Raw genomic sequence first — 23,721 nt, forward strand, 5'->3', positions numbered from 1 at the left:
GTATACGGACATCTGTTCCGTTATTTAGCCATTTTGAAGCGGATTTCTGATAAATTATTGGAAATAACGGAACAGATGTCCGCTCACACTCTAAACACCGCTATTTTATCGCAAATAGCGGAAAAAATGTCCGCTATCACCTCGCATAGGGAATTCTGCCAGCCATTATTATTCTTCCTTTTCGGGACGTCTATCCACTTCAGTTGTAAGATCCATATTTACTACCGATTACCGTTATAACAGGCTCTTTTGTCATACTCGTAACGATACACTATTCATTAAGTAAATTTTGTGGTTTATTTCCTACTTTCACCTCGAGAATTGCTTTTGCTGTCATCAGACTTACGTTATGATACACTTCATAAGTTTCTGCAGCTGTATGTGGAGTAGTGATTACATTGTCTAGATCAAATAAAGGATTGTCCTTACTAGTTGGTTCTTCTTCATAAACATCGATTGCAGCCGCAGCTAACTTCCCTTCATTCAAGGCATGCCATAACGCCTTCTCATCTACTAAAGGACCTCTTGATGTATTTATAAAATAAGAATCTTGTTTCATTTGACTAAATTTACTTTCATCCATAAAATGATAGGTTTCCTTTAATAGTGGTAAATGCATGCTTACAACATCGCACTTATTTAATATTTCTTCATAATCAGTAAATTGTACATTTAACCTTTTAGCAATATCTTTATTTGGAAATTTATCATACGCGTAAACATTAACATCGAACCCTTGTAGCTTCTTTGCTACATTCTGTGCAATATTTCCAAACCCTAATAAACCTACACTTCTATTTTGTAACTCATTTCCGACAAATCGTTCCCAATAACCCTGTCTAGTAGTTACATGTAGGTTTGGTGTATTTCGTAATGTGTTTAATATTAAATTAATAGTAAGTTCTGCTACAGCATTGGAATTTAACCTAGGTGCATTTGTTACTTGGATGCCAAACTCCTTCGCTTTCTCAAGATCAATATTATCAACCCCTACACCAAATCTTGAGATAACTTTTAACCGAGGAGCTAACCGAAACACCTCTTCATTCCAAGTATCTACTCCTGCTACGACAGCATCAATATCAGATACTACTTCTTTCAGTTCATTAAATGTCATCGGACGATCATGTGGATTTTCTACTACTTCACATCCGTTTTGTTCCAGTAATTGTTTAGCTTCGGCACATAATGTCGAATAATTCGTTGCTGTTACTAAGACCTTCATTTTCATTCCTCCGATAAATTATGGTAATAATAGATTAACTTGTGGTAAGAATGCTACGATCACAAGTGCTAATATCATTAAGAAAAACATTGGTACAACGGCCTTACTCAACTCCCAGATAGATAATCTCGAAATTCCTATTCCAACGAACAAGCTTCCACCGATTGGCGGTGTAATCAATGCAATCGCTAAGCTTACAACAAGAATGATCCCGAAGTGAATTGGATCGATTCCGATTTCCGTTGCAACCGGTAATAAGATAGGGGTAAGAATAATGATAGATGCAATAACATCCATAAATGTTCCAACAAACAATAGAAACAGGATGATTAACAATAATAAAACGGTTCGATTATCTGAAAGACTTGTTAGTGCTGTTGCTACCGTTTCAGGTATATTTTCAATAGAAAGAATTCTACCAAAAAAAGTTGCTGTACCTGTAATAATTAAAATAACTGCTGTTGTTAATGACGAAGCTTTAAAAACACTATACAGTTTGGTTAAGTTCAACTCTCTATATACAAATACACCAATGATAAGACCATACACTGTCGCAACAACGGCTGCTTCTGTTGGAGTAAAAATCCCACCGTAAATACCTCCAAGTATAATAACTGGCATAGCCAATGACCATGCAGCTTCTTTAAGCTCGTTCCATAACCGTTGGAAAGAAAATGTTTGGACATCTTTTCCATAATTATGGTATTTTGCATAGAAATAACTGTATAGAATTAGTAATAACCCTACAATTAAACCAGGAATAATACCTGACATAAACATATCTCCAATAGATGCCGAAGCTGACACACCATAAATAACCATTGGAATACTAGGTGGAATGATAACCCCTATCGTACCTGCTGCTACTATAATCGCTGTAGCAAATTTCTTATCATAGCCTTGTTTTACCATTAATGGAATAACCATACCTCCAATTGCTGCAACTGTAGCAGGGCCTGATCCAGAAATAGCAGCAAAAAAGATACAAGTAATAACAGTAGCGATAGCTAATCCACCTGTAATATTACCTACAAATATTTTGGCAAATCCAAACAATCTCTTTGATATACCACCTTGCGCCATCACTTCCCCAGCCAATATATAAAAAGGTATAGCCATTAATGGAAAGGAATCAGCTGAAGTAACTAAACCTTGTACTAAGTATTGAGGAGAAACAGATCCAGTGTAAAAAATGGTTACCAAACAAGCCAAACCAAGTGAAAATCCAATTGGAACTCTTACAAGCATAAAAATAATGAATGATACAAATAACAGTAATGCAGTCACTTTACTCCCCCCCTTTTTTTATATCAATTCATCCTCTTGTAATTCTTCGATGTCTTCTTTAATTACATGAGTAATATTTTGGATAACTCGTAGTAGAGTTAGCGCCATTCCAACAGGAACTGATAAATATACGTACACCATATTAATTCTCATAGCAGCACTTTTTTGCCCAAAGTTCATTATTTGTTCGATCATAAAGTAGCTATAGTAAATAACTACAACTGCAAATAACCCAACGAGTATATAAGAAGCGATAAGCATTATTTTCTTAACTGAAACGGGAACTAGGTCATATACGATGTCTAAACAAATATGCCTTGATCTTTTAACACCGTACGCTATACCTATATATATAAGCCAAACAAAACAATATCTAGCTAATTCCTCAGACCATGCCAATGAATTATCAAAGATAAATCTCATACATATTTGTAAAGTAATAGAAGTCAATGATACAGTTAGTAATGTAACTAGAATCCATTCTTCAATATGTTGGTTTAATTTCTTCATTATGGTCATATTTAGACCTCCTACTCTCAATCATGCTTTCCTCTCTTGCAAGTCTTTGCTCTTCATACAGAATATTTTGAGAGAAGAATAGGAAGATTAAAGCACCTTCCCATTCTTATCCACTATCAATTATTCACGGGAAGCTTCTAAGAATGTATCAACAACATCTGCGCCTATTTGGTCTTTAAATTCTTCATATACAGGCAAAGTAATTTCTTGCATTTCTTTAAGCTGATCTTCGGTGAACTCATAGATTTCCATACCTTCTTCTTCTAATTGTTGTCTAGCAGATACTTCTTCCTCTTGAGCTAGCTCTCTATTGTGATCGATCGCTGCACTTACTGCATCATTGAATATAGTTTGTAAATCATCAGGTAAGGAATCATAGAATTCTTTATTTGTGATGACAACATTAGGTGCATACACATGATTAGTTACTGTTAAGTAATTCTGTACTTCATAAAATTTATTAGCCAAAATTAAACCGAATGGATTTTCTTGGCCATCGACTGTTCCTTGTTGGAGTGCTGAGTATAACTCCCCAAAAGCTAGAGGTGTTGGATTGGCACCCAATAACTCCCACGCTCTAATGTGTGTTTGGTTTTGCATTGTTCTAATCGATAATTTGTTTAGATCTTCGACAGATTCAATAGGCTTAACATTGTTAGTTACATTTCGGAATCCGTTTTCAAAATATCCAAGACCTTTAATACCAGACTCATCTAACAAATCAAGTATCATTTGTCCTGGTTCACCATCTAACACTTCATATGCAATTTCACGATTAGTAAAAAGAAAAGGCATGTCCAAAATGGCAACAGAATCATTAAATCCTCCTAATGCTGCTGGTGAGGGTGACGCTAAATGCACTTCTCCCATTTGCATTGCTTCAATAATTTCTCTATCTTCACCAAGCTCTCCAGCAACATTTAAATCGACTGAAAATCTCCCATCTGATTTTCCTTCCAATTCCTCTTTTAGAAAGTTAAAAGTTTTGGTTAAAGAGTGCTCAGGACCTACTGCTCCACCAGCAATTCGAACGGTATATTGTTCTTTCCCTTCTTGTTCACTGTCTCCAGTAGCATCACTTGAATTATTGGCTCCACATCCAGCGATAAATAAAGCTAATATCATAAATAAGAAACCTAGTATTAATTTTTTCATTTTTACCCCTCTTTCTTTTTTTATTTATGCTATAGAAAAAAACTCATTGTCAATTTGCACTAGTTGTGTCTTTAATTTTTCAATTTCTTTGTCATCAATATCAATATGAGGCGCTTTCATTAAACCTGCATCAATCCCTCGTAATCGAAGAGCCTCTTTGAAATATGACATATTGCTACCATTTTTTAATACATTACAATATTTAGTTGCAACTTTTTGTAATGTTTTTGCTTTTGCCAAGTCTCCCTGTTTAAACGCATTATAAATTGCTACAAACGGTTCAGGATAAACACCAGAAATCCCTGAAACTGTTCCTTCACAACCCAACGATAGAGCTGGTAAAAATAAGTGATCTGGTCCAAAAACAACATCAAAGTTACCATCATTTACATCTAAGTATTGACTTGTCATAGTAAAATCTGGATAGCTGAATTTAATTCCAATAATGTTTTTACATTGTGCAGCAATCTTTTTCGTTACTTCAATGTTCAACTCATTTGCCGCACATTGAGGAATACTGTACAAATAAATCGGGAAGTCTTCTGGTAAACTATTAACAATTTTCACATAAAATTGTTCAATCTCTTGGTCATTTACACTAAAGTAAATTGGTGTTACTACACCGATACCGTCTGCTCTAATATCATGTGCATGACGCGCTAACTCTAATGTATTGTCAAAATTCACATCACCTACATGGATGTAGACAGTAACCCTATTATTAGCAGTCTTAACAACTGTTTCTGCAATAGCCTTCCTTTCCTCTACAGATAATTTAATCATTTCTCCTGTTGTGCCAAGTGGATATAGACAATGTACACCTTTTCCAATTAAAAATTCTGTTAATTCAGCAACCTTATCTAAGTTAACGCTTCCATCTTTGTTAAATGGAGTTACCATTGCAGTTGTTACACCATATAATTTTTTCATATTATTAAGTCCCCTTTATTGTTGTTAAATTTCTCTTTATGTCTTATAAAAGATATTACTTAATCACTATCACCCCCTATAACAAAAATTTTGCTAAAACGTTATAGTTTATAGTAAAAAAAAGCTATATACTAGCTATTCAGCAACTATTTCGTACAATGATGCTCGTTTGAAATTTTTCATTAGTTGGTGTCTCTATTTTTTGGTTTATCTGACCTATCAACTGGTTAACGCAGGCACCCGCCATTTCTTCTACCGGGAGATGTACTGTAGTTAAGGAAGGTACGGTGAATGATGTTTGATCGTCATTGTCGTGACCTATAATTTTTAAGTCTTCTGGTACACGTATACCATAGTCATGGCTTGCACTAAGAGCACCTACTGCCATTGGATCACTTAGAAAGAAGAGTGCTTCTGGTAATGAACTCGATTGTTTTATTAATGATTCCATTACCTCATATCCACCCTTCTCACTAAAATCCCCATACTGAACACATATATTATTTATCCCCATTTTATTTACACCTTCTATAAAACCTTCTTGTCTAAATGAAACTGCTTGGGATGATAGATTTGGAACAATGATACCTACATTCTTTTGATGTTTCTCATATAAGAATTTAGCAACGTCTAACCCAGTTTTTTTACCGTCTACATTAACTGTACTGTATTTATTCGATCTTCTTTGATACAAAACAATTGGTACCTTAAGATTAGCGTCTTCAATATACTGCAAGTCTTCATCAGATGCATTTGCAATAATTGCTCCATTATACTTATTTCCTGTCCGTAAGCTCTCTAATTCACTTAGCTTCCCATTTTCATATGGTTGTATTAATATTTCAAATAAATTATCTTTATATACAGACTTCTTTTGAATTCCTTTAAGAAACCTGCTTATTAGCGATGCTCTTGTATCCAACGTCCATAAAATGGATATGACAGGGACATGCTTTGATTCACTATTCCTCAAACGCCTTGCTGATATACTTGGAAGATAACCTAGGTCTTTAGCAATTTTTAGTATTTTTTCTTGTGTTTTAGTCGCAATTCTCATTTGGTCACCTTTACCATTTAGAACAAAAGAAACGGTACCAGGTGAAACCTTAGCTTTTTTTGCTATATCACGAATAGTTGCCATTATTATATCTCCTAATTAATTCAGTTTTGCTATATCGTTTTAGCACTCTATCTTGGTTATCAATCTACTATATCTTTTTTTGTTTGTCAACGCTTTCTTTTAGTTTCTTATGATAACTTGTGGCTAATTCTTATATAGAATTAGTTTTATTTTTTCTCTATGTAATTTTTTGCAGCGTCCAGTAACCTTTCTTGTAAGACTTAGGCAGCCCTCTTTCATAGCAAGAACATCGTTCGCTAGTATCACCTAAAAAATCTTAAAGATTTTAGTATCCTTGAACATCGTTAATCTTCTCAAAATCATACTAAGTTTTCATCATCAACTTTAACAAATTGCAACGGATTTATTTAATTATCCCTAAACTTAATATGGATCCATTTGATTTTTTTTGATGTATTCGCGCGGTGTCATTTTGGTATGCTTTTTAAATACTTTGATGAAATAACTTTGATCGGAAAAGTGAAGTGAATGACAGACTTCCGTAACCGATCGATTAAAATAAAGCATCATATTTTTTGCTTCTTTTACCTTTATCTTTTGGGTATATTCACTAATTGATATCCCTACTTCTTTCTTAAACAAATTGGATAAATATTTTGGATTTAATCCAAGTTTTTGAGCAATCGAACTAACTGATAAATTAGGTTCATAAATTTCCTTGTAAATATATTCTTGGCATTGTGTAATTTTCCTCGTATATCTTTGTTTTTTATACCTTCTCACTAATTCCGTGAAATCATATAGTATTTTCTCGCGAAACCAGATTACTTTCGATAAAGAAGTCAAATCTTCTAAATCTTGAATCATGACATCTCCCAAAGAATAAGCATCCTCAGGATGTACTCCGCCTCTAATTGCTGCTCTCGTTGCTAGAGTAATAGTGGCAATAGCAGTATTTTTTTGACTTCTTAATTCACTTGTTCTGGATAATAGTCCATACTCAAAATCATCTCTATTCCTAAAGGCTTGGTGATAAGGAATAATCTCCTTCACGTTACCTTCTTCTATCAATTGATATATCCGACGTTCTAACAAGGGGTCGTGGTGATAAAGATTATTTTCACGAATATTCGTAATATAACAGGATTGTTGTTTTTCGATTTCTACTTCTTCTTGCTGATGCACTAATCTCAACTCTTTCCGAATATTCAGTTCCACACCTTGAACGAGGTAGTAAGCAATTTTACCAATCTCTATTAACTGATTACTACTTTCAACCGCTAAATTCATTAGGTAATCTTCAAATTCTTCCTTTAGATAAGACCTATTCAGACTTGAAAGTAATCGAGAAATTCCTTCTTTCGTAGGTGGATTATAAATGATTGGACCAAGGATTAACCAATGTCTTTGGTTATGTTGAACAAAAGGTATGCTTAAAAAACTCTCAAAATAATTGGTATTCATTAATTGAATCTCTTGCCCTAACAAACCGCAATTAATAATATGTTCCTGAAAAGAATCAGACATTGGATTGATGGTGATGTTCGATGGATAAGTAGAGATAGTAGAATCTTGATAAATACATACCGGAATCTTTGTTACATCAACTAATGAACAGAGTATCTTTTCCATTTTCACCACCTCAATATTTTGTAAGCGTATACAAGTAAAATGAATAAGTACTAATAATTTAACTTTTTTACTATATTTCAACTTATCAGTTGGTTACAATTTTGACAAGTTAACGATATCTATATCTCGTTAACAAGGTACTAATAATAACAGAGGGGTGGATCTATTGAAAAAAATGGTGGTAAGGTCGTTCGTTGCATTTATTCTGTTCGTTTTATTAGCTGCATGTGGAGGAAATTCGTCAAGTGATGGTGATGTCGAAAAGTTAACCATTCCTGAAAACCCCGAAGATGTTGAAGGAGATATTACGGTTTGGGCATGGGCATTAGAAGCAAATTATTTAGAGAAAGATGTTCTTCCAGCATTCCAAGAAGTATACCCAAATGTTGATGTAACCGTTGAACACATTGGGGTAGACCAAGTATACCAAAAAGTAAGTGCTGGGCTTTCAAGTGGTGGTAGTGGCCTACCTGATGTTGTACAAGTGGAAAATAACCGGATCAAATCTTTCACCAGTGAATTCCCAGACGCATTTACAAATTTAAGCGCAATGGGATATGACGAACACGAGGATAAATTTGCAGACGCAAAGATTGAAGGGTTAAAAGATGACGCTGGAAATGTTGTTGCTGCCCCACGTGATTTAGGGCCAGTAGGAGTTATCTATCGTGTGGATATATTTGAAGAGGCACGGATAGACCCTTCTCAAATTGAAACATGGGATGATTACATTGAAGCAGGTAAAAAAGTTGTAGAACAGACGGGGAACTATTTCTTAGGAACGGACGGAGATGGTTTATTACGTATTATGATGCAACAGCAAGGTAGTTATTATTTCGATGAAGAAGGCAACCTAGATATCTCTTCAGAAGCAGGAGAAAATGCCGCTCGCATTCTTCAAGAGATGAAAGACAATGACTTAATTACGTTTACAAATAACTGGGATGGTCAAGTCGCTGCCATGAAGAACGGAGAAGTTGCTACAAATCCAGGTGCTGTTTGGTGGAGCGGTACGATGTTAGAACAAATGCCTGAACTCTCTGGTAATTGGGATATGTTTGAGTTACCGGCATTTGAAGAAGGAGGCACACGGGCATCCAATGATGGTGGTTCTGCTTTAGCCATTCCTTCAGAGTCTGACAATAAAATTGCAGCATATGTTTTCACAGAATTTGCAACAACCGATGTTGATGCACAAATCTCAGCACTAACGAACAGAGGTTTATTCCCTGCCTTAACAGCAGCATATGAAGAACCTATCTTCTCTGAAGATCAAGAATACTTTAATAACGAACCATTCTTCCAGAAGTTCGCTGACACAGTAGAAAATATCCCTCCAGTAAACCATGATGGAGCAGAACTGGAAGTACGTTCGGTGATGGGGAGTGAAATCGAAGCATTCCTATTAGAAGATAAGCCGGCAATGGAAATGCTTAAAGACGGAGAAGAACAAGCTGCCCAACAAACTGGTAAAGAAACAACCGAATAAAGGAGTTAGGCTGGCTAAAGAGAGAGCCAGCCTTGATTCCCAAAAAGGAGGGGATATTCTTGGATGACGTGACAAAAAAGGTTCAGACCAACCAATATAAAAGTGGATTTATTACACCGAAAACGGCACCTTACATTTTTATACTTCCAGCATTGTTGTTATTTTTAGCATTTACGGTGTACCCAATTATTGCATCTTTTTTACTTAGTTTTCAGACAAGAAGTGGTGGCGTCTACACCTTTTCAGGTTTCGATAACTATGTACGATTATTCACGGATCCTATTTTTTATAAAGCTTTAGGAAACACATTTATCATCTTAATTGTGCAAGTACCAATTATGTTATTTCTCGCTTTACTGTTAGCAGTCTTTTTAAACTCAAAATTATTGAATATGCGTGGGTTTTACAGAGTTTCTTTTTTTACACCAGCTGTGACCTCCCTCGTTGCAGCATCTATTATTTTCATTCTGTTATTAAATACAGATTATGGTTTAATCAATTATATCTTGACATCTATCGGTTTAGAAAAAATCAACTGGCTAACAAATGGTTTTTGGGCGAAGGCATCCTTGATCATTGTAACAACTTGGAGATGGACCGGATATAACATGGTTATCTTGTTAGCGGGTCTTCAAAATATTCCAAATGATTTGTACGAAGCAGCTAGTATTGATGGAGCTTCACCTATTCACAAATTCTTTCATATTACCATTCCGCAGCTCAAACCAGTACTATTATTCTGTTTTGTATTATCTACGATTGGAACGTTTCAATTATTCGATGAACCGTATAACCTGACAAGCGGCGGGCCTAATAATGCAACTTTAACCATTACGTATTATTTATATAATCAAGGGTTTAATTTCTTTGATTTCGGCTATGCTTCTGCCATTGCATATGTGATCGTCGTATTTATTGCTATTCTATCTTGGCTGCAATTTAAGGTGGTGAAAGACGACTAATGAAAAGCATATATGTTAAAAAATCACTGTTACATTTTTTCTTAATCGTCGGTGTTATTATCTCTTTAGGACCGTTTTATTGGATGATTGTAGGTGCAACAAACCCCTCGGGGGATGTACTAAGTTTTCCACCTAAAATAGTTCCAGGAAATTATTTCGTAGAGAACTTAACGAATTTAAGTGAAGCCATCCCCATTATGAAAGCAGTATTTAATTCTGCTGTAATTGCGATCGTATTCGTGTTAGCTAGTTTGCTAGTATGTTCGATGGCAGGGTATGCATTTGCAAAGTTCAAATTTAAAGGTAGTAATATTATTTTTTCTAGCTTTTTGTTAGCGATGATGATACCTTATCAAGCTACAATCATTCCATTGTTTCAAATATTTGGTGCATTGGATTGGATCAATACGTATCATGCGGTTATATTACCACAAATTTGTTATCCATTTGCTATATTTTTGATTCGGCAAAATATGAAAGGGATTCCTGATTCCATGATCGAAGCTGCCAGAATTGATGGTGCCGGAGAGATTAGCATCTTTTTCAAATTGGCATTGCCAACCATGAAGCCAGCATTGGCAGCTGTAGGGATTTTCTTATTTACCCATCAATGGAACAACTTTATGTGGCCACTAATCGTCATGACATCTAGTGAAATGTATACTTTACCAGTTGCTTTATCCACATTAGCAGGCTTAAATTCAGTAGATTACGGACAGTTAATGCTTGGAACAGCTATTTCTGTTCTACCAATAATGGTTGTATTCCTAATGCTACAAAAGCATTTTGTATCAGGAATTTTAGGTGGTTCTGTAAAAGAATAAAGTGAGGACTTCCCATTAATAGAGGGTAACCCACTAGTGGTTAGCACCGTGATAAACAAAAGATAACAAAGGAGCATAACAATGAAAAATGTCATAAATGAAACAACAATCCAATTAGGTGTTTGTTATTACCCTGAACATTGGCCTGAAAAGCTTTGGGAAGACGATTTTCGAAGAATGAAAGAAATGGGATTCCAATATGTTAGGATGGCGGAATTCGCATGGACAATCTTTGAACCAATAGAAGGAACATTTGAGTTTGATTTGTTTGATCGCGCGATTCAATTAGCAAAAAAATATGATCTAAAAGTCATTATGGGAACACCAACCGCAACACCACCAGCATGGTTAACCGATAAATATCCGGAAGTATTAAATGTCTCTAGAGAAGGTGTGCGCTATCACCATGGTTCAAGGCGACATTATAATTATAATTCGGAAATCTATCGAACCCTTTCCAAAAGAATTGTTACCGAAATGGTAGAACATTATAAAGATAATCCAACAGTTGTAGGTTGGCAGATTGATAATGAAATCAACTGCGAAATGAATGTGTTCTATTCAGAAGCAGATCATACTAACTTCCGTAATTGGGTAAAAGAAAAATATCAAACATTGGACAATGTAAATGAAGCTTGGGGAACTATTTTTTGGAATCAAACGTATACGGAGTGGCGTCAGATTTATCTCACACGACCAACCGTAAATGATTCCTATAATCCACATCAACTCTTAGATGAAAAGCGTTTTATTTCAGATAGTGCGATAAGTTTTGTACAAATGCAGGCTGATATCATTCGATCTATCACCGATAAGCAATGGGTGACGACAAATGGGATGTTTGGTCATTTAGATAACCATCGGATGACAAAGGAAGCGTTAGACTTCTATGCCTATGATTCATATCCGAACTTCAACAAAATTATTGAAGATAATTCCTTCATGCCTCTGCGTGATCGGAAGTGGAGTTTAAATTTAAGTACCGTTCGCAGCTTTGGTGGGAATTTTGCCATTTTTGAACAGCAAGCAGGTCCCGGAGGATGGGTAAACCGAATCGAACAACCAACCCCACGTCCTGGGCAATTGCGATTATGGACATATCAATCGATTGCTCATGGTGCCGACTTAGTTCTTTATTTTAGGTGGCGCACCGCTACAAAAGGATCAGAAATCTATTGGCATGGTATTAATGATTATCATAATCTACCGAACCGAAGAATTAGTGAACTGAAACAAACAAGCGAAGAAATGCAAAAGCTAGGTTCTGCTATCTTTGACTCAAAATATGTTGCAGATGCTGCAATCTTAACTGATTATGAGAATGAATGGGATGGTGAAGAAGATAAATGGTTTGGACAGTTTATTGGCGAGAGTAAGGAGGCATGGTTTAAAGCCTTTCAATATCATCACATCCCTGTAGATATCGTCAATGTAACACAAAACATGGCATTAGAGACCTTGATCAAATATAAAGTCCTTGTCTATCCACACGCTGCTATTTTGACGGAAAAAACAGCAAATCTATTAAAAGGTTATGTGGAACAAGGTGGAACCATTATTTTTGGTGCAAGAACGGGCTACAAAGATTTAACTGGCCAGACATATATGAAGGCTTTTCCAGGATATATTAAAGATTTAGTAGGTATTACTGTGGAAGAATATACTTTACTAAATGGTTGGCAAAAGAACCCATATGTGAACCTCTTCGACAATCAGCTAAATACCCATGGTTTTAACGAGGTGCTACAGCCAGAAGCCGACAATGTAGAAGTAATAGGAACATACCAAAATGCACATTATGAAGGCAAACCAGCATTGACAAGGAGAAAAGTATCGGAAGGTACAGCCTACTATTATGGCGGAGTTTTTGACTACCAAACAGCTGCCTTAATTTTAGAAGATGTAGAAATTAGCGACTATCGAAGTAAGTTTACTCTGACTCCAGACATAGAATTAGCAGTTCGCGAAAAAGATGGCGAGATAGTATATATATTACTCAACTATTCACAAGAAGCACAAACTATTTATCTAAAGGTAGATATGGAAAACTTGTTGGATCATGATATTACTAGCGGAGATGTCACTATGGCAGCGTATGATGTGTTAGTACTGAAAGAGAAATAAATAAGGACGAAAAGAGGCACTTTACTTTTGAAAAGCTAAAGTGCCTCTTTTTGTTAAAGGGCATGATCCACCTAGATGGGATGTATGGGATAGTCCTGAATTACGAGAAGATAATGAATATTTCCAATTCTTCGATGAAGACATTTTTGATACATTGTTAGAAGTTCGTGATGAAATTGATTCGGTAAATATGACGGATCAAATACCGGATATTGATAATCAGTTAAATACCGATGTCTTTGTTAATGTATTAAAAAACCAATCACAAACACCTGAAGAAGCCTTGAAACAGGCAAAAGAGGCAGTAGAAAATCATTAATCCTATTCTAAAAACGGGTCTTGGACCCGTTTTTTATAGGTTAATACTCTTATGAGGCACATGTGACATTTTCAGATAATAAGGAAAGGAGAAAAAGAGCAATGACTGATATTAAAAATGAAATAGTGCGAAACTTTTCTGCTTATGTAATGGCGTATTTTTGTGAGACTCCAAACGGAGACGGGGATGCGCATGCTCTACACCCTACAGTTATGATGCGAAAGACTGGATCCCATTTAATAATAATAATCCTATTCTTGTTCCGAAAATCGGGGAAAAGGCATGCGTGATCCTTATATATATAGAAAAAAAATGGATCATTTATTGTTTTAGCTACAAATATGCGGAATAGCGAATATCTATTGTGCTATGATTCAATCGATTTGGTAAAATTTACCGAGTGACGGTTGTTGAGAATGAATGATTCAGGAATGCATTCATGGGCACCTGAGGTTTTTTATGATGACGAAAGGGACAAATATGGAATCTATTGGTCTGGGAATACTGACCGAAATAGAATTTATGTAAATTATACAGATGATTTTAGAGCTGTAAGTAGTCCGGAAATTTTCTTTGACCCTGGATATGATTCCATTGATGCTTCGATTGTATCCTTAAAATCCACAAATTATTTGTATTTTAAAGATGGTAGGTATGCTAATATACCTCCTTATGAGGGGAAAAGAATAAAGGTTACAAAGTCCACATCACTAGAACCTGGAAGCTTTGACTCTAATGTTTATGCAGGTCCATTTGGTGAACCGGAATTTGAAGCTCCCATGATTATAAAAAAATTAGATGAAGATAAGTGGTATTTATATGGTGATAATTATTACCCCGATAATGGAAAATTCTATGTCTGGGAAACCAAAAACTTAGACAAAGCCGAATGGGTGCCACTCAGTAGACGAGATTATAACGCTCCACTAAATTCCAAACATGCGTCATCTCTTACCGTTACACGGAATGAGTTAAATACTCTCTTCAAACATTGGGGGGAAAAACCTAAATGGAATCGCATAAAACTATTTAGTTCCCCCGATTTTTATATTAGATACAAAGATTCGTTTGCTCGGATAGAAGCATATCCATTTGATCCATACAAGGATTCACTTTGGAAAATAATACCTGGACTTGCAGATTCTAGTTGCATTTCATTTGAATCCATTAATTATCCAAATCATTTCTTAAAGCCTTATAACTTCACTCTACGTTTAGAGAGTTATGATGATTCAGATAATTTTAAAAAGAAAGCTAGTTTCAAACAAGTTAAAGGATTAGCTGATTCTGACTGGTCTTCATTTCAATCCTACCAACATTGTGATAAATATATAATGCATGATGGTACCTTTCTGCGTGTTTGCTCTGTTTCATCAGAGCATGACAAGAAAAATGCTACTTTTAAAATTTGTTGGTAAAGTTTAGGTAAACCCCACTTGCTTTGTTAAGACCTAACTGTAGGGACTGCAAGCTCTGGTATGGCATATGACTGTATATTTCAAGAAAAACCTAATTTCTCAAAATTCGAAGGAATTAGGCTTTTGATCTTTCAAAATCCTTCTCAATACAAATATGAGCTATCAATTTAAAGAGACTAAAGGGCAGAGTAACATAATACATATTCTTCTAGAATCCTGCTCCATCTATTTGTACTGCTTCATATAATTCCTTTATTATAGTTTTTATATGGTTCCCAGTTAGGGAAAATAAAATCCGCTCTTTGGACCTTACTTTGGTTATCCAATGTTTCATCAAACGCTTGGTTTGCTTTGTCAGTTCGCTCTTGTAAAGTGCCTTCTAAGTCCTCAATCTGTTCTGTTATTACTCCCAATATAATGTCACCAAGCCCAGTTAATTTTACACCACTAGTTTGATAGTTTCGCATAAAATCAATATGGCTGGTGCGTTTGGTGGAGCAGTTATTGGAAAGATTTTAGATTTTAACAGCACGTTTACCATTAATCCTTTTGCCGGCGCTCAAAACCATGCAACGATCTACAGCAACGTATTCGTTGGGCTGGTCGTCTTGACGCTTTTAAACGGTGCTTTCTTTTACTTTTCATTTAAACGGAACGAATTGGAGTCTGTTCAGTGATCCTCACTAGCTTTCCTGGAAATCGAATTGATAAGAAAAATGGGACAAACAACCTGTCCCTAGGTAAAAAATGAAACAGATACGTCCCCGTGTTTCACGCTTGCCTAAATTATCCAATCAGTCTATAATTTCAGATAGAAGTCAAATACATAGAGGAGAAATAAATGGAGTATACTAATCTAGGTCGTACAGGCATGAAGGTAAGTAAACTTTGCTTAGGAACTATGAATTTTGGTCCGTCCACAGAAGAAAAGGAAGCACATAAAATTATGGATGCAGCTCTCAATGCAGGCTTAAACTTCTTTGATACCGCAAACGTATATGGTGGTCAAGGTCGTCACGGATGGACAGAAGAAATTATCGGTCGTTGGTTTGCTCAAGGTGGTAATCGCAGAGAAAAAGTTGTACTTGCTACCAAAGTGTATAATCATATGGGAGATGAGAACGACGGTCCGAATGATGGAAGATTTCTATCTGCTTATAAGGTTCGTCGTCATTTAGAAGGATCACTTAAGCGATTACAGACGGATCACATTGAACTTTATCAAATGCACCATATTGATCGTAATGTTTCTTGGGAAGAGCTTTGGGAAGCCTTTCAAGCGGAAGTACAGAAAGGCACGATTGACTACGTTGGTTCAAGTAACTTTGCAGGTTGGGATCTAATTAAAGCGCAGGCAGCGGCAAAAGAACGTAATTTCTTAGGTCTTGTATCTGAACAACATAAATACAGCTTACTATGCCGTCTTCCAGAATTGGAAGTACTACCTGCAGCGAAGGACCAGGGAATTGGTGTGATTGCCTGGAGTCCACTAGATGGTGGATTGCTTGGGGGCAATGCGTTAAATCCAGATAAGGGTTCTCGAACTGCTGGTCAAACAGCACGAGTTGAAAAACATCGAGCACAATTGGAAGCGTTCTCTGACTTTTGCAAGGAACTGGGAGAACGTGAAGCTGATGTAGCCCTCGCTTGGGTATTGCACAATCCAGCATTAGATGCGCCAATTATCGGTCCACGTACACTCGAACAATTCGAAAAATCTTTACGCGCAGTTGAAATCAAACTGGATCAAGCATCACTTGAACGTTTAGACGAAATTTTCCCTGGTTACGAGAAAGCACCAAAAGAATACGCTTGGTAAAGGTTGGTACAGTACGTTTTAGTCGCTTACTGCATTTATGATAATAGTGGGAGTAAATGCTTATGAGGAACAATGATCTTGGCAGGAAGAGATTATATTGAGGATAGAATACTAGAATAATGAATCTCGGAATTCAGTGAAGAATTACTGAGACAAGATACTAAATTAACACATGGATACTCAAAAATTATAGCCTAAAAAAGTGTTGCTCAATACTGAGACATCTCTATAAAAAGATCATTCATGAAAATCTTCTTCACAATGAAGCTAGATATGATAAAACTAGAAATTTTTGACCTTTAGCTAAGATCAAAAGACGGTATACTGAAAAAACATATAGTCTGACTTTTGCAGTTAAACTGATACAAAAGCAGCCTAGAATCCATATGAATATCGGATTCTAGGCTGTTACTATTTGTTATAAAGAATAAAATAACGAAGGTAACAAATATTATCAGCTAGTTGTCACCCTTTATCTGTTGCAACAATCGTCTGACTAACTAAGTAATTGGGTTGTGTAGGTCCGAGCGAAGTCAATGCTTGTTACTAAAAATACCATTGAGATCGCTGGTTCTGGCTTGGTGGTTGGGTTAAATAATTTAATTTCTCTGCGCAAGCGCTGAAAGCCCACCATCTACGTTTAGACATGCTCCAGTAACGTAGGACGCTTCATCTGACGCTAAGAAAAGAATCCCGTAAGCTAGTTCTCGCGGAGTACCCTGTCGTTTAAGGATCCCTGGTCCCTCTGGATGAGATTTAGTCAAACCCAGATCTAGTTCTTTCCCTGCAGCTTCTGCTCTTTTAATGTGATAGTCGGTAAGTGTAGGTCCAGGAAGAATAGCATTTACACGCAGTTGTTCTCCAGCATGATCACATGCCATCGAACGTGTTAGTGCAAGAACTCCAGCTTTAGTGGCATCATATAACCCCATACCAGGACGTCCAACTACACCATTTGCTGATGAGACGTTGACGATCGATCCACCACCACTCTCGGACATTATTGGGATAAAGTGCTTACAACAATAACCTACTGCACGTAAATTAACATCAAAGATAAATTGCCATGTTTCTTCATCAGCTTCAGTGACTGGGCCAAATACGCGCACTCCAGCATTGTTAACAAGTATATCTACCTTATTGAATTTATTTTTTACTTCTTTTGCTAGTGCAGCAATGTCTTTCTCACTGCTTACATCTGCAATTGCAGATATTGCTTGCGGACCACCTTGCTTGGCAATGAGATCTACCGTATTCTGAGCATCAGATTCATAACGGTCCACCACCACAACTGTTGCACCTTCCTCTGCAAACAAGAGACATGTCTCCCTGCCAATACCTGAGCCGCCTCCAGTAACTACTGCAACTTTATTTTCCAATCTGTTTCCTGTCATATTTTACACCCCATTCTTAAATTTTATAAACCATATTTTTATAGTTGATTCCATTGGTGATCAAGTAATTAAACTACAAATTGTTAAATGAGTTCCAACTCTTATTTATTTGTTTTATATTCGGCTCACCGCAGTAGATTAACAAACGATGCTTATACCTTTCTGTTTTTCCTTGTTCCTGAGTCCACTCTCCACTAATACAGCGACTTGGTGAAAGCCCGAGTTGGCCATCCACCCTCCAAGTAACTGGATGCTGCGGGTTATCTTTATGATTCATCATAGCAATTCCTGCCCAGTTTTTACGATTTTTGATAGGCATACTTACAGTGACCCAGTTGGCATACTTTGCTTCTGCATTCTCATTTTCTTGTCCAGAGCTATTAATAGCTCTTCCACCTAATTCTTCTTTGAAGGGCATACGTAGAAAAAGACCACCGGCCATGTGTTGACCAAAAGTGAGAAATGTCTCTGCCCGCAAAGACCCAACAAGATCTAATGTATATGTCTCACCATGGTCTGTGAATATCCAATCTTGTTCTTCTGTGATCATATGTGTACCATTTGGGGCATACCATTCCGACTCTACTTTCCAATTTGCTTTGTTTCCTCTTACGATTGGTTTAGACAATGACTTTGGGTGGATAGTGCCGTCATACCCTTCTTTTAACCCCTCTTCCCAAAAACCTATGTTGTTAATATTATTGAATCCACAGTAAAGGCCGTGCTGCCACGGATGATGAGATGGAGCATCTTCTGTTAAAATTCCCACACCGTCTGGAGAAACAATGGGATGAATGTAGGGACGCTTATCTGTTTTTGCATGCTGTGTAATGATGGGGACACTTTCATTATGGCGGTAAACACTAATAATTTGATCCGAGCATTCTGCTCGCAAATCATTAATTTTTGTATGATTAACCATGTGACTCACCTCCTTAAGTAAGTTATATCTTCTCCTTAAAAATTGGCAATCTAATTATTTTTCCGTTCTTCATTGCTGACTCATGCGCACAAAGTCCTGCACAAGTCCAGTTTGCCGAGCTGAATACATTTGGATAAGAATCTCGCTTCTCAAGAATACTCATAATAAACTCATGGGCTAAATGTGGGTGTGATCCTCCATGACCGCTTCCCTGAGTAAAAGATAAATGTTTATTGTCCTCGGAATCGTATACTCCTTCTGTCGTATAGCGTTGAATAGAATCAGGTAGCAAATGAGCATAATCTGGTATTTTAACCCTTTCTCCCTCTTCTCCTGTGAAGACTACCGGGTCTTCAGACTCTAATTGTTGCCACTCAAAACTCTTCTTATTTGCATAGACATCAAAACTTTCAACATATTCACGAGAAGTTTCAAATAATGATCTTGTAACTTCCATCGCTAAATCAGAATCTCTTAAGCTAAATAAAGCTGATTCTACTGCAAATGGAGAGCCATAATTAACCGTTAAATGATCCGCTATTTTTCCTGAGCCAAGACAGGAGACATATTCTACTTCCTTTTCAGCCAATGCTAATAAAGGACTAACTGCATGAGTGGCATAATGCATAGGAGGAAGTCCTTCCCAATAACCAGGCCATCCCGCCATTTCCTGTTGATGTGCTCCCCTTAAAAATTGTATGTGGCCAAGCTCTCCTCTATCTCTTAATTCTTTTACATATAAAAATTCTCTCGTTTGTATAGCTGTTTCCATCATCATATAGTTTTTACCACTTTTTTGTTGAGCTTTAACAATCTGCTGACACTCTTCAATAGATGTGGCCATTGGGACAGTACAAGCTACGTGTTTACCTGCATGGAGTGCAGCAATACTTTGTTCAGCATGTAAATGTATTGGTGAGTTAATGTGAACTGCATCAATATTATTATCCTGGATCAACTCATCAAAATTAGAATATCTTTTTTCAATGTCAAAATGATCACCTATTTTATTCAAATTTTCTTGGTTCCGTTGACAAATGGCATACATTTCTGTGTTCGGATGATCTTTATAAATAGGGATAAATTCAGCTCCAAATCCCAGTCCTACAATGGCCATTTTTAATTTTATTCCCAACTAAATCCCTCCTTCATTCTAAATTTGACAATCAGCAGAGACAATTTTCTACCTCACTATTAATTTAGAGAATTAATGGGTCAAAGTCTATGAGATATCACGTTAATATATTTAGATTTTTGAGGGCTATTACCATAAAAAATCTTATATTTTAAAAGAATCTATTTTTTACTAACCCTTTACACTACCTAAAGAAATACCTTGAACAAAAGCCTTTTGAACAAAGAAATAAAGCACTATGATTGGTACTGCAATTAATACAGAAGCAGCCATTAAAGGTCCCCAAGCTGTGCTCTCTGTTTGCTGAAATTGTTGCAACCCAATCTGAAGCGTATATTTTGAAGGGTCACTTAGATAAATCAGAGGCCCCAAAAAATCATTCCATGAAAACATAAATTGAAACAAGGCAATGGTTAATATAGCGGGTTGACATATTGGAAGCATAATTTTGAAAAAAATACCAAATTCAGAACAGCCATCAATACGAGCCGCATCCTCTAAACTGCTTGGCAATTGTTTAAAAAATTGCCTTAATAGGAAAATGAAAAACGGCATACCAAACCACAATGGCAATATAAGTGGTAATAGCCCTCCTACTAGCCCAAGTTGAGAAAACAATAGAAAAAGAGGTACCATAGTTACTGGAAATGGAATCATCATTACTGCTAATGTAAGAATAAAAAGAGTGTCACGTCCCCTCCATTCTAACCTCGCCAAACTGTAGGCCACTATCGGACAAGAGACCACGACTCCCAAAGTAGACAAACCGGAATAAAGCAAAGAATTCTTAAAGTATGTGAAAAAAGGGATCATGGTAGTTGCATCAAAATAATGCTGCCATTCTAATGGGTTTGGTATCAAAACAGGTGGATAGGTAAACAGTTGAACATTTGGTTTTATAGAAGTACTGATCATCCAGAAAAAAGGAAGCGCAAACAGTATTCCAGCTATGCTTATAAATATATAGGTTAATAATCTTTTGAATTTTCTATGCTTCAACTTAAATCCTCCCTTCTATTTATCACCTTGATAGAATACCCATCGCTTTGACGTTTTTAATATAATTAATGTGATAATCATAATTAGCACGAATAAAATCCAAGCCATGGCAGAAGCATAACCCATTCTCATATATAAGAAGGCATTGTTATATAAATACATGCTATAGAACATTAATGAGTCAGCAGGGGAGCCGGTACCAGATGTTAACGTATATGGTAATGTAAACTCTTGTAAAGCATTGATCAATCCAACCACCACATTGAAGAAAATAACAGGTGTTAAAAGCGGGATTGTAACATGCCAAATCTTCCGAAAAGGGTTGGCGCCATCTACTTCAGCGGCATCATAATATTCTTGAGAAATATCTTGCAAACCAGCTAGATATATTAAAAAGGTATTCCCAATAATCCATAAAGACATCATTACAACAGAAGGCTTCGCCCATGTCGGATCTCCCAACCAGCCTGGACCTGTTATTCCTACTATATCTAAAAGATAGTTCACTAAACCAAACTGCGCTTCAAGTAACCATTGAAATAAAATGGCTACCGCTACTGCCGGCACTAAGGAGGGAATAAAAAACAGTGTTCTAAATATCCCTTGACCTTTAATTTTTATGTTGAGCAGCAAAGCAATTGTAACCCCTAGGACCACACTTAAAGGAAGTTGCATAAAAGCGTAAATTAATGTATTACTGATTCCTGTCCAAAACATTGAATCATTCAATAATTGGATGTAGTTTGTTAGTCCAACGAATTGGGAAGAACCAGCAATATTATAGTTTGTAAAACTGTAATACATGGAACTAAGTAATGGATAGAAATAAAATGCACATAATCCAATAATCCATGGCAGGGCAAATATAATTCCATATTTTGATCGATTGCTTCCAATGTTTTTTTTTGCTTTAATTTTATTTACTAGTAAAACTGACTTCATCCCCATTCCTCCATACTATTTTGTCTTAAAAAAGGGGGGAATCCCCCTTCAATAAGTGTAAAATAATAATTTTATTCTCTCCTAGCTTCTTCCTGTTCGATCGCATTATTAATTGTTTCATTTACCCTATCCAGAATTTCTTGAGGAGTACCCTGTCCATCAAGGACCAGATCCGGTGCTTTTGCCAATTCATCCCACATCATATTCCCAGCTAATACAACCGGTCGATGTCGCCCGTTCGGCAATACATCCAAAAATGGTTGGTGATTCGGAATATCGCCAAAAAGTTCATCGTTCACTTCAGGAAGTACTGAATACTCCCCTTTAATTTCCTTATGTTTTTGGCCCTCCTCTGTAGAACTTAGCCACTTAACAAACTCCCATGCAGCCTCTAATCGGTCTCCTTCCACTCCTTTTGGTATAATTAATGCTCTTCCTCCTAGGAATGTAGTAAAGTCATCACCAGTCGGAGTAGGGATATAGGACACTCCATAATTTAAATCGGGATTATATTCCTCAATTTGTGCCATAACCCAGTTACCTTGAACTACCATAGATACCTGTTCACTAATAAATGGATCTTGAGCATTGCTACCCTGAGAATTTGCAAAGCTTAGTACATTTTGAGCACCCAATTCTGTAGCGAAACCAGTCATCCATTCTAGGGCTTCTACAACTTGAGGATTGTTAGCGGTCACTTGATTAGATTCATCAACAAATTCACCCCCGAAAGACCAGCCCCACGAATATAACCAGCCTTCTCCTAACCAGGGAATAAGTCCAAATTGATTAAATCTACCATCTTCTTGTTCCGTTAGTTGCCGTGCTGCATCTTCTAATTCTTCGATGGTGGTCGGTGGATCTTCAGGATCAAGTCCGGCCTCTGCAAAATGATCTTTGTTATAATATAAAGCTCTGGAGGTACCGTCATATGGGAGTCCTAATATATCACCTTCAAATGTCGACTCCCCCCACGCCCAATCATAGTAAATGTCTCCGTCTATTCCATCTCGCTCTGCCAAATCGTTTAGTAATGTTAATGAATCCATATATTCCGCGATTCCATACCGACTTGCAAGCATTACATCAGGAGGATTCCCTCCCGCAACTGCAGTAACTAGTTTAGAGGAAACAGAGTCCCCACCATCAGCAGCTACATATACCGGTTCAACCTCTATATTGGGGTGCGCTTTATTAAATGCAGCAACAGATTGTTGAATCTCTTCACCTCCAGGGCCTGTTTCCCAATTATGCCAATATGTTAATTTAGTCACGTCGTCTTCAGACTGTTCATCATTGCTTGCAGTTTCATTATTCTCAGCACTGCTATCACTCTCTTCAGTAGAACATCCAAAAATAAAGAATAAAATAAATATTGAGATCATCAAAAAAGGTAAGCGCATACAATTGAAATTAAACATACTAATTCCTCCCCTATTTAAATTTCCTGTAATCTCACCTATTGTTACAAATCCTTTTTTAATATAAACCTCCCTTTTTAAAGTTATTAATCTTTAAATTATTAACTGCTCTTCCCGTGATCCA

General features: G+C 36.5%; 21 protein-coding genes. 7 read left to right on the plus strand and 14 right to left on the minus strand.

All coding sequences use genetic code 11. The features are described 5' to 3' along the window. Nucleotides 1-271 precede the first annotated feature (271 nt). From GI584_RS19975 to GI584_RS20005, 7 genes are all read right to left on the minus strand, one after another. The gene (locus GI584_RS19975; RefSeq protein WP_228552289.1) at nt 272-1,225 is read right to left on the minus strand and encodes a phosphoglycerate dehydrogenase; all 954 of its coding nucleotides are present in this window, start codon (nt 1,223-1,225) and stop codon (nt 272-274) included. 18 nt (nt 1,226-1,243) lie between these two features. Then, entirely contained in the window at nt 1,244-2,512 is a 1,269-nt protein-coding gene (locus tag GI584_RS19980) for a TRAP transporter large permease (RefSeq protein ID WP_153792359.1), read from the minus strand. 18 nt (nt 2,513-2,530) lie between these two features. Next, nucleotides 2,531-3,031 carry a TRAP transporter small permease gene (locus tag GI584_RS19985; protein WP_153792360.1) on the minus strand — a complete coding sequence of 167 codons (501 nt, stop codon included), beginning with the start codon at nt 3,029-3,031 and terminating at the stop codon, nt 2,531-2,533. 120 nt (nt 3,032-3,151) lie between these two features. Then, a complete protein-coding gene (locus GI584_RS19990; RefSeq protein ID WP_153792361.1) occupies nt 3,152-4,186 on the minus strand; it encodes a TRAP transporter substrate-binding protein in 1,035 nt (344 codons plus the stop codon). Nucleotides 4,187-4,210: 24 nt separating this feature from the next. Continuing rightward, the gene (locus tag GI584_RS19995; RefSeq protein ID WP_153792362.1) at nt 4,211-5,116 is read right to left on the minus strand and encodes a dihydrodipicolinate synthase family protein; all 906 of its coding nucleotides are present in this window, start codon (nt 5,114-5,116) and stop codon (nt 4,211-4,213) included. A 139-nt stretch (nt 5,117-5,255) separates the two neighbouring features. Further along, on the minus strand, nt 5,256-6,257 hold the full coding sequence (locus GI584_RS20000; protein WP_153792363.1) for a LacI family DNA-binding transcriptional regulator: 1,002 nt from the start codon (nt 6,255-6,257) through the stop codon (nt 5,256-5,258). 363 nt (nt 6,258-6,620) lie between these two features. Then, nucleotides 6,621-7,829 (minus strand): AraC family transcriptional regulator, encoded by a 1,209-nt coding sequence (locus GI584_RS20005; RefSeq protein ID WP_153792364.1) that lies wholly within the window; start codon nt 7,827-7,829, stop codon nt 6,621-6,623. Between the two features lie 175 nt (nt 7,830-8,004). Here GI584_RS20005 and GI584_RS20010 point away from each other — a divergent pair, with 175 nt between their 5' ends. The 6 genes from GI584_RS20010 (at nt 8,005) to GI584_RS20035 (ending at nt 14,965) form a co-directional block, all read left to right on the plus strand. Continuing rightward, the gene (locus tag GI584_RS20010; protein ID WP_228552445.1) at nt 8,005-9,318 is read left to right on the plus strand and encodes an ABC transporter substrate-binding protein; all 1,314 of its coding nucleotides are present in this window, start codon (nt 8,005-8,007) and stop codon (nt 9,316-9,318) included. Nucleotides 9,319-9,377: 59 nt separating this feature from the next. Further along, complete coding sequence (locus tag GI584_RS20015) at nt 9,378-10,280, plus strand: carbohydrate ABC transporter permease (protein WP_407647377.1); 903 nt, start codon at nt 9,378-9,380, stop codon at nt 10,278-10,280. After that, nucleotides 10,280-11,104 (plus strand): carbohydrate ABC transporter permease, encoded by an 825-nt coding sequence (locus GI584_RS20020; protein WP_100359097.1) that lies wholly within the window; start codon nt 10,280-10,282, stop codon nt 11,102-11,104. The genes GI584_RS20015 and GI584_RS20020 overlap by 1 nt, the downstream gene beginning before the upstream one ends. Before the next feature lie 81 nt (nt 11,105-11,185). Then, nucleotides 11,186-13,228 (plus strand): beta-galactosidase, encoded by a 2,043-nt coding sequence (locus GI584_RS20025; protein ID WP_153792366.1) that lies wholly within the window; start codon nt 11,186-11,188, stop codon nt 13,226-13,228. Between the two features lie 40 nt (nt 13,229-13,268). Beyond that, nucleotides 13,269-13,547: a hypothetical protein gene (locus GI584_RS20030; RefSeq protein ID WP_153792367.1), complete on the plus strand. Its 279-nt coding sequence runs from the start codon at nt 13,269-13,271 to the stop codon at nt 13,545-13,547. A gap of 416 nt (nt 13,548-13,963) precedes the next feature. After that, entirely contained in the window at nt 13,964-14,965 is a 1,002-nt protein-coding gene (locus tag GI584_RS20035; protein WP_153792368.1) for an AbfB domain-containing protein, read from the plus strand. Nucleotides 14,966-15,204: 239 nt separating this feature from the next. On the opposite strand, the gene GI584_RS20040 is transcribed toward GI584_RS20035, so the two are convergent. Continuing rightward, nucleotides 15,205-15,378 carry a hypothetical protein gene (locus GI584_RS20040; RefSeq protein WP_153792369.1) on the minus strand — a complete coding sequence of 58 codons (174 nt, stop codon included), beginning with the start codon at nt 15,376-15,378 and terminating at the stop codon, nt 15,205-15,207. Nucleotides 15,379-15,806: 428 nt separating this feature from the next. Here GI584_RS20040 and GI584_RS20050 point away from each other — a divergent pair, with 428 nt between their 5' ends. After that, nucleotides 15,807-16,784 (plus strand): aldo/keto reductase, encoded by a 978-nt coding sequence (locus GI584_RS20050; RefSeq protein WP_153792371.1) that lies wholly within the window; start codon nt 15,807-15,809, stop codon nt 16,782-16,784. A 599-nt stretch (nt 16,785-17,383) separates the two neighbouring features. On the opposite strand, the gene GI584_RS20055 is transcribed toward GI584_RS20050, so the two are convergent. The 6 genes from GI584_RS20055 to GI584_RS20080 all read right to left on the minus strand — a co-directional run bounded on the left by GI584_RS20055 (nt 17,384) and on the right by GI584_RS20080 (nt 23,597). Beyond that, complete coding sequence (locus GI584_RS20055; protein ID WP_153792372.1) at nt 17,384-18,178, minus strand: SDR family NAD(P)-dependent oxidoreductase; 795 nt, start codon at nt 18,176-18,178, stop codon at nt 17,384-17,386. A 73-nt stretch (nt 18,179-18,251) separates the two neighbouring features. Beyond that, nucleotides 18,252-19,100, minus strand: a complete 849-nt coding sequence (locus GI584_RS20060) for a DUF6807 domain-containing protein (RefSeq protein ID WP_153792373.1) — start codon at nt 19,098-19,100, stop codon at nt 18,252-18,254. Between the two features lie 22 nt (nt 19,101-19,122). Further along, nucleotides 19,123-20,235: a Gfo/Idh/MocA family protein gene (locus GI584_RS20065; protein ID WP_228552290.1), complete on the minus strand. Its 1,113-nt coding sequence runs from the start codon at nt 20,233-20,235 to the stop codon at nt 19,123-19,125. Nucleotides 20,236-20,406: 171 nt separating this feature from the next. Next, nucleotides 20,407-21,234, minus strand: coding sequence for a carbohydrate ABC transporter permease (locus GI584_RS20070; RefSeq protein ID WP_228552291.1), 828 nt, complete (start codon nt 21,232-21,234; stop codon nt 20,407-20,409). A gap of 15 nt (nt 21,235-21,249) precedes the next feature. Further along, nucleotides 21,250-22,176: a carbohydrate ABC transporter permease gene (locus GI584_RS20075; protein WP_153792374.1), complete on the minus strand. Its 927-nt coding sequence runs from the start codon at nt 22,174-22,176 to the stop codon at nt 21,250-21,252. Between the two features lie 71 nt (nt 22,177-22,247). Beyond that, on the minus strand, nt 22,248-23,597 hold the full coding sequence (locus GI584_RS20080) for an ABC transporter substrate-binding protein (protein ID WP_153792375.1): 1,350 nt from the start codon (nt 23,595-23,597) through the stop codon (nt 22,248-22,250). Nucleotides 23,598-23,721: the final 124 nt, after the last annotated feature.

Source organism: Gracilibacillus salitolerans (assembly GCF_009650095.1).
Taxonomy (GTDB): Bacteria; Bacillota; Bacilli; order Bacillales; family Amphibacillaceae; genus Gracilibacillus; species Gracilibacillus salitolerans.